General features: G+C 67.0%; 6 protein-coding genes. All 6 read left to right on the top strand.

Annotated elements, in window-relative coordinates; translation table 11 throughout:
• On the top strand, nucleotides 1–1,032 hold a 1,032-nt coding region (locus F615_RS0116940; protein WP_019562334.1), incomplete at its 5' end, for a type VI secretion system Vgr family protein.
• A gap of 2 nt (nucleotides 1,033–1,034) precedes the next feature.
• The gene (locus tag F615_RS0116935) at nucleotides 1,035–1,922 is read left to right on the top strand and encodes a DUF4123 domain-containing protein (protein ID WP_033371789.1); all 888 of its coding nucleotides are present in this window, start codon (nucleotides 1,035–1,037) and stop codon (nucleotides 1,920–1,922) included.
• Nucleotides 1,919–2,515, top strand: coding sequence for a DUF3304 domain-containing protein (locus F615_RS19015; RefSeq protein ID WP_019562332.1), 597 nt, complete (start codon nucleotides 1,919–1,921; stop codon nucleotides 2,513–2,515). Before F615_RS0116935 ends, F615_RS19015 begins: the two co-directional genes overlap by 4 nt.
• Complete coding sequence (locus tag F615_RS19010) at nucleotides 2,502–4,514, top strand: phospholipase effector Tle1 domain-containing protein (RefSeq protein WP_019562331.1); 2,013 nt, start codon at nucleotides 2,502–2,504, stop codon at nucleotides 4,512–4,514. The genes F615_RS19015 and F615_RS19010 overlap by 14 nt, the downstream gene beginning before the upstream one ends.
• Entirely contained in the window at nucleotides 4,511–5,527 is a 1,017-nt protein-coding gene (locus F615_RS19005) for a DUF2345 domain-containing protein (protein WP_259371332.1), read from the top strand. The genes F615_RS19010 and F615_RS19005 overlap by 4 nt, the downstream gene beginning before the upstream one ends.
• A complete protein-coding gene (locus F615_RS0116915) occupies nucleotides 5,528–6,331 on the top strand; it encodes a DUF4123 domain-containing protein (RefSeq protein ID WP_019562329.1) in 804 nt (267 codons plus the stop codon).
• Nucleotides 6,332–6,368 lie beyond the last annotated feature (37 nt).

Genomic DNA, 6,368 nt, shown 5'->3' with positions numbered 1-6,368 from the left:
GCGCTCAGCGGCGTGCAAAGCCGCGAGCTGGGCAGCGGCCGGGGAGGCAACCGGCTCGTCTTCGACGACAGCGCGGGCCAGCTGCGCGTGCAAGCGGCCAGCAGCGCGCAGGCCAGCTGGCTCAGCCTGGGCCACCTGGTGCACCAAGCCGGCAACCGGCGCGGCAGCGCCCGCGGCTTGGGCCTGGAGCTGCGCAGCGACGCCTACGGCGCGCTGCGCGGCGCGCGCGGACTGCTGCTGAGCAGCTACGGCCAAGCCCCTGAGCAGCCCGCCGGCGACCCCAGCGCTGGCTTGGCGCTGCTGCACCAAGCGCTCACCCAGGCCCAGCGGCTGGACCATGCCAGCGGCCGTCACCGCACCGCCGCCCTCAGCGCCACGCAAGACGCCTTGCAACAGCTGCAGCGCAGCCTGCAAGGCCAAGTCGGCACCGACTGGCCGGCGCAAGCAACCGATGCGCCGCCATCGGGCCACACACTGCCCCACAGCGCCACGCCCGTGCTGCAAGCCCAAGCGCGCGCGCAGCAGATCTGGGTGGCCGGCCAAGACCTGGTGGCCAGCGCCCAGCACAGCATGCACCTGGGCGCCGGGCAAGACCACAGCCAGCACAGCGGCGGGGCCTGGCGGGTGCACAGCGGCCAGGCGTTGAGCGTGCTGGCCGGCGCAGCAGCGCTGCCACAGCAGCCCGGCGGGCTGCACCTGCTGGCCGCCCAAGGCCCCATCGAACTGCAAGCCCACAGCGACCGCCTGGAAATCGCTGCCCAAGAGGCGCTGGACATCCAGAGCCAGAGCGCCCACATTGACGCGGCCGCAGCCAAGAAGATCACCCTGGCCACCGCAGGCGGCGCGCGCATCACCCTGCAAGCCTCCGGCATCACCGTGGAATGCCCCGGCACGATCCGGGTGCAGGCCGCGCAGAAGCGGATGGTGGGGGCGCAGAGGGTGGAGTACCCCCTGCCGTTGATGCCCAAGCAGGTGTGTGTGGAGTGCTTGCTCAGTGCCCAGGCGGCCGGAGCGCCTTTTGCGACGCGATGACCATGATCCATCCCTCCGCCACGATCAACAACCTGTGGGATGGCTGGTGCGCGATGCCGCCACCCGCAGACGGCCAGCATCGCTACCTCCTCGTGAACCAGGCCGCATGGAATGCCCACCGCACGGTGATCCGCGACCTCCGGTCCTTGCCGCGCCAAGCCCTGCTTGGGCAAGGCGGTGACGCATGCGGGGATGGTGCCACACCCTTCGTCATACGCATCGACGGCCGCCCGGACGAAGGGGCCCGTGCCTGGCCTTTGCGCGCGGTGTGTCAGACGGGTCAATGGGCCTGCGCTCTGCATCTGATCGACTCGCCCCTGCCATTGCAAGGCCTCGCCCACGCCTTGAGCGAACGCTGCCTGGCGCGCCTGAGCGACGGCCAGGAGATGCTGCTGCGCTACTTCGACACACGCGTGCTGGCCGCCATGTGCGACGTGCTGCGCCCCACCCAGATGCAGGATCTCGTGTCGTGCACGAGCGCCTGGTGGTTTGCCAACCGTGGGGGCGAATGGGTGTCGATGAACGTCCTGGACTGGCCCGGCGAGGAGCGTTTTCAGGCACCCTGGCACTTGAGTCTTGAGCAGGAACACGCCCTGCTGGACGCCAGCGAGGCCGATGCGATGATCGACCTGCTGACGCGACAGGGGCAACCGGCGCTACTGGCGCTGCCATACGGCGAGCGCTACCCGGCGATTCGTGAGTTGCTGGCCCAGGGCAAGGCTTGGGGACTCGACGGGACCACCGATCTCTCGGCCTATTGCACGCTGGGCCTGTCTCAGGGTCGCACATTCTCGCAGGCGGAGCCCTGGCAATCCGCCTTGCAACAGGTGCGCGAAGGTCGGATGTCGTTCATCCAGGCGATCGAGCAGGCTCGAAGGGAGGAAGCATGAGGGGGATCCAAACGGCCACAGTTCTTGTCATCGCGATCCTGGCTATGACAGGCTGCGGCCGAGACGGCGCATCGGCGCGTCCCGGTGAGCCCGCGGCCACAGCCTACACGCCGCCGATGCTGAACGGCCGCCAGCTGTATACCGGCCCGCATCGCACGCCCAAAGGCATGAAGGGGCTCACGATCGTCGGCTACAACTACACCGATACCTACATCGACAGCTTTCGGGTGAATGGTGCCGGCGGAGGGAATTTGGAAGTCTCCACCCCAACAGCGGGAGGAGGAAAGGGCACCTGCTGCGCCCCAGTTCGCGCGGACATGCCGCTGCCGGCGCCAGTGGAGATCACCTGGACAAGAGACATTCGTCGAGGCCCGTGGTGCAAGCAGACAGTCCTGCTTGAGGGGCCGGTGCGTGAGCCTGCCAACTACTTTGAGGTGCATTTCTATCAGGATGGCCGCATCGAGGTCTCGATCAGTGACTTTCCGAGCCCGCCACGTGTCAGGGTGCCTCGTCACAACCCGGATATGCGTTACGCGGAAGGCAACGTGAACAACGACGAAAAACTCTCGGAGTGCACCCATGGCCGACCGTAAGACGCTGCCCCTAGTGCAGTCGCCGCAAGCATTGGCGACATCTGCCGGAGCGGCTGAGCAGATTCAGCAGGGGGTATGCGCAGCCAGCGTTCCGCGTGCACCCGGGCCTGGATCGGCATCCATTAGTGCAGCCCACCAATCGAAGCTGCGCCCGAACGGCTGCGCCCAGCGCATTACCCTGGCGATCTTCTTTGACGGCACCGGCAACAACCTGGATGCAGACGAGCCCACCGATGAGCACAGCAACGTCGCCAGGCTGTTTCGCGCTCATCCTTTTGACGACCCGATCGCACAGATATACGCCCGCTACGTCCCCGGCCTCGGCACCTACTTCCGCGACATCGGCGACCCGGGTGGTACGTTGACGGGCAGCGGCGCAGGATCTTACGGCCAAGCTCGACTGGACTGGGTCTTCAAGGAACTGGCGCAGCTCTTGCAACGAGCAGAGGCCCGAGCCAGCAACCCGAGCAACCCCATCACAGAGGTGAAGCTGGCCGTGTTCGGCTTTTCTCGCGGGGCGGCCCTGGCGCGCGCCTTCTGCCGGGACTTGCAGCGTCGCTGCGAGCCAGCGGGTGGTCGGCATAGGTTGCGTGCTGGCGTTTTGCCCGGCTCGGGCATCGCCTTGAAGGGGGGTTATCCGGTGGAGGTGTATTTCCTCGGCCTCTTCGATACCGTAGCCTCGGTGGGTCTGCCCATGTCGGCCAACAACTTTCACCAGAAACGCCGATCGGGCCTGGGCTGGCGCGACTTCACCGGCCACCCTCTCGCGCCCAGTGCTGATCAGGATCTGGAACGCCTGGCCTTTGGAACCCCCGGGGCGGACCCGGCACCCGGCAGCGCTGACGGGCATGCCAGCTGGGCCAACGGTCTGCAGATTCCTCCAATAGTGAGCCGCTGCGTGCACATGGTGGCAGCTCACGAGATGCGCAACTCTTTCCCTCTGGACAGTGCGCTTGACGGCACGGCCTATCCGCCGGGAGTGAGCGAGATGATCTACCCCGGGGTGCACTCCGATGTGGGCGGTGGCTATCGCGAAGGTGAAGGGGGGAAGAGCGCGATGCTGGCGCGTGTGCCTTTGCGAGCGATGTTGCAGGCGGCCATCGAGGCCGGGGTTCCTCTCTATTCGTTGGACAGCATGCCATCTAATCGGAAGTCCGATTTCGCCCTCGACGACCAAGGCGCACGCGACTACGCCGCGATGATGATCCTGTGGCGCGAATACATGCGATCCTTTGGCGGCAGTCGGCCGCTTGGGGCGGAGGTGCTGGCACATATGGCGGTCTATTGGCGCTACCGCCTGACTGTGGCACTGGAGCGCAGCGACCCTGCCAATGCTGCCCGCAGGAACGCCCGAGGCCGGCCAGGCAGGCCGCGGACGTTGACCGACGAGCAGCAGACCATCCGGAACAACGAGCGGGCGTTTGCCCAGGATCGTGCTCGACTGGATGAGGAATACCGCACAGCCCAAAGCGAGTACGTACGCGTGTCCATGTTGCGAGATGGCGCCGAACAGGCCCTGCAGGCGGCGCGATCCAACGCGGTGCTGCAAAACCAGGTACCTGCTCTGGAGCAGCGAGCCAAGGAACTGCGCGAGCAGCAGGAGGTGGCCCATGACAAAGCGCGCCGCGCCAAGGCGAAGCTGGACACGGCTCCCAATGATGCTGAACTGATTGCCAATCTCGACAAGTACGACGCGTGGCTGCTGGAGGACGCGCAACTGCTCCATCGGTGGCGTCAGGAACAGCCTCGACGCCGCATGCGGCCTCACTATCAAGCGCTTGCGGAGGCCTATCAAGAGGTGGTGGTCGAAGGCCGGCGCATGGCGACTGATTCAGCCATCTATCGCTTCTTCAATCAGTACGTACACGACTCGCTGGCTGGCTTTGACAAGGACAATACTCGTCCGAGTGATCCGCGGGTGCTCTATGTCGGAGGCGATGCCAAGAAGCGCTACGCGTCGGTGCCCGGGACGCGTCATGCGGAGGCATTGCCGGCGTGACGTGGTGCGAAGGTTTTCAGCCCTGTTCGCTGGCCCGACTACAAGCAGCCCACCACATCCATATGCCCCACCTGCAGCGACAGCCCCTCGGCCTGGGCCTGGAGCTGCGCACCGACGCCTACGGCGCCGTGCGCGGCGGCCGTGGTGTGCTGCTGAGCACCTACGCGCAAGCCCCTCAGGAGCCGGCCGGTGACCCCACGCCCGGGCTGGCCCTGCTCAAGCAAGCCACGGCCCTGGCGCAAGCCTTCGACCGCGCCGCCCAGACCCACCAGGCCATCCCCCTGGCCAGCCAGCGGGGCAGCACCCAGGCCAACGCCAGCACCTTGAACCCCGAGCAGACCCCCTTGCCCGCCCTGCACACCAGCGTGCAGGGCGCCGTCTCCCCCCGCTGGCCGCAGGCGCAGGACGATGCTGCGGCCCGCCACACCGGCACCCCCCAGGGCGAGCTGCCGCACAGCAGCGATCCGCTGCTGCAAGCCCAGGCCAAGGTGGGCCTGGCCTGGGTGGCCGGGCAGGACGTGATCGTCAGCGCCGATGACGTGGTGCACCTGGCCGCCGGCCAGGACCAGCACGGCGCCACCGGTGGCGCTTATCGCCTGCACACCGGCCAGGCCCTCGGCGTGCTGGCCGGCGCCATCGAACCCGGCAGCCAGGCCGCCGGCACCGGCCTGACGCTGATCGCTGCCCAAGGTGAGGTGCAACTGCAGGCCCACAGCGACCGCCTGGAAATCGCTGCCAAGGAGGCGCTGGACATCCAGAGCCAGAGCGCCCACATTGACGCGGCCGCAGCCAAGAAGATCACCCTGGCCACCGCAGGCGGCGCGCGCCTCACCCTGCAAGCCTCCGGCATCACCGTGGAATGTCCAGGCACCCTGCACATCCGCGCCGCTCGCATCTGCATGGACGGTCCTGCCCGCCTCGATCGGGCCTTGCCAGCCATGCCCAAGACCGTGTGCATCGAATGCCTCAAAAAATCCCTGGCCGCCGCGCCAGCCTTCACCCAAGTCGAATGAATGAGCTGGATCGACGCCTTTGACCCGCATTGGCTGGACGAGCTGGACCGCCACGCTCAGCAGACACCCCAAGGCCTCGCAGTGCTCTTGGTGCTCGATGCCGCGTTTGCCCCTGGATTGGCCGAGCAACTCCGTCAAGCAGGCGGCTCACCGGAACTCGTGTGGAGCCGACTTCCCTCCTCGATGAGCCCCGAAGCCCTGGCGGTCTCGCCGCTGGTGCTGACTTACTGCAGTGGCCATGCAGCGCTGAAGACGCTGCTGCAAACCACCTGCAGCACTCGACCCATGGTGACGGCCGTGCACACCCGTGAGTCGCCCGAAGAATTAGCCGATCGGCTGGCCCAATGGTCAATCGTGGACGCAGCCGGTACCTTGCTCCACCTGCGCTGGGGCGACACCCGTCGCCTGCCCAAACTTGCCCAAGTGCTGCAACCTCAGCAGCGCACCGCGCTCATCGGATTGGCCCAAGCCTGGTGGTGCATCGGACGCGATGGACACTGGCAAACCCTCCCCCTGGGCGAAGGCGGTCCGTTGCCGGCGGCATCGGCCTCCCCCCCGACATTGACCCCCCAGCAGGTGGCAGCCCTGATCGACGACAGCGAGCCTGACGAAATGCTGGCCATGCTCGAACGCGAGCTTGAGGACGTATGGCGCACCACGCGTGCCTCATGGCGCCATGCGCAAGCAAGCAAAGCCTTGCAAGAGGCGCAGCGATGCGCCGTGCAGGAACTCGGCCAACGGTTGGCCCGCGTACGCCAAGCCCTGCAAAGCGCGGCACATTGGATGCCCCAGGAGTCAAGATGACCACACTCAAAGCAGCGAGCGCCCGGCGGTGGCGCTG

Source organism: Caldimonas manganoxidans ATCC BAA-369 (assembly GCF_000381125.1).
Taxonomy (GTDB): domain Bacteria; phylum Pseudomonadota; class Gammaproteobacteria; order Burkholderiales; family Burkholderiaceae_C; genus Caldimonas; species Caldimonas manganoxidans.
The sequence above is the reverse complement of the archived record's forward strand: the minus strand, read 5'-3'. Positions and strand labels throughout refer to the sequence as shown.

Excerpts from the sequence above, each read along its gene's own strand:
- F615_RS0116935 (WP_033371789.1), top strand. The coding sequence starts at position 1,035 with ATGATCCATCCCTCCGCCACGATCAACAACCTGTGGGATGGCTGGTGC.
- F615_RS19015 (WP_019562332.1), top strand. The coding sequence starts at position 1,919 with ATGAGGGGGATCCAAACGGCCACAGTTCTTGTCATCGCGATCCTGGCT.
- F615_RS19010 (WP_019562331.1), top strand. The coding sequence starts at position 2,502 with ATGGCCGACCGTAAGACGCTGCCCCTAGTGCAGTCGCCGCAAGCATTG.
- F615_RS0116915 (WP_019562329.1), top strand. The coding sequence starts at position 5,528 with ATGAGCTGGATCGACGCCTTTGACCCGCATTGGCTGGACGAGCTGGAC.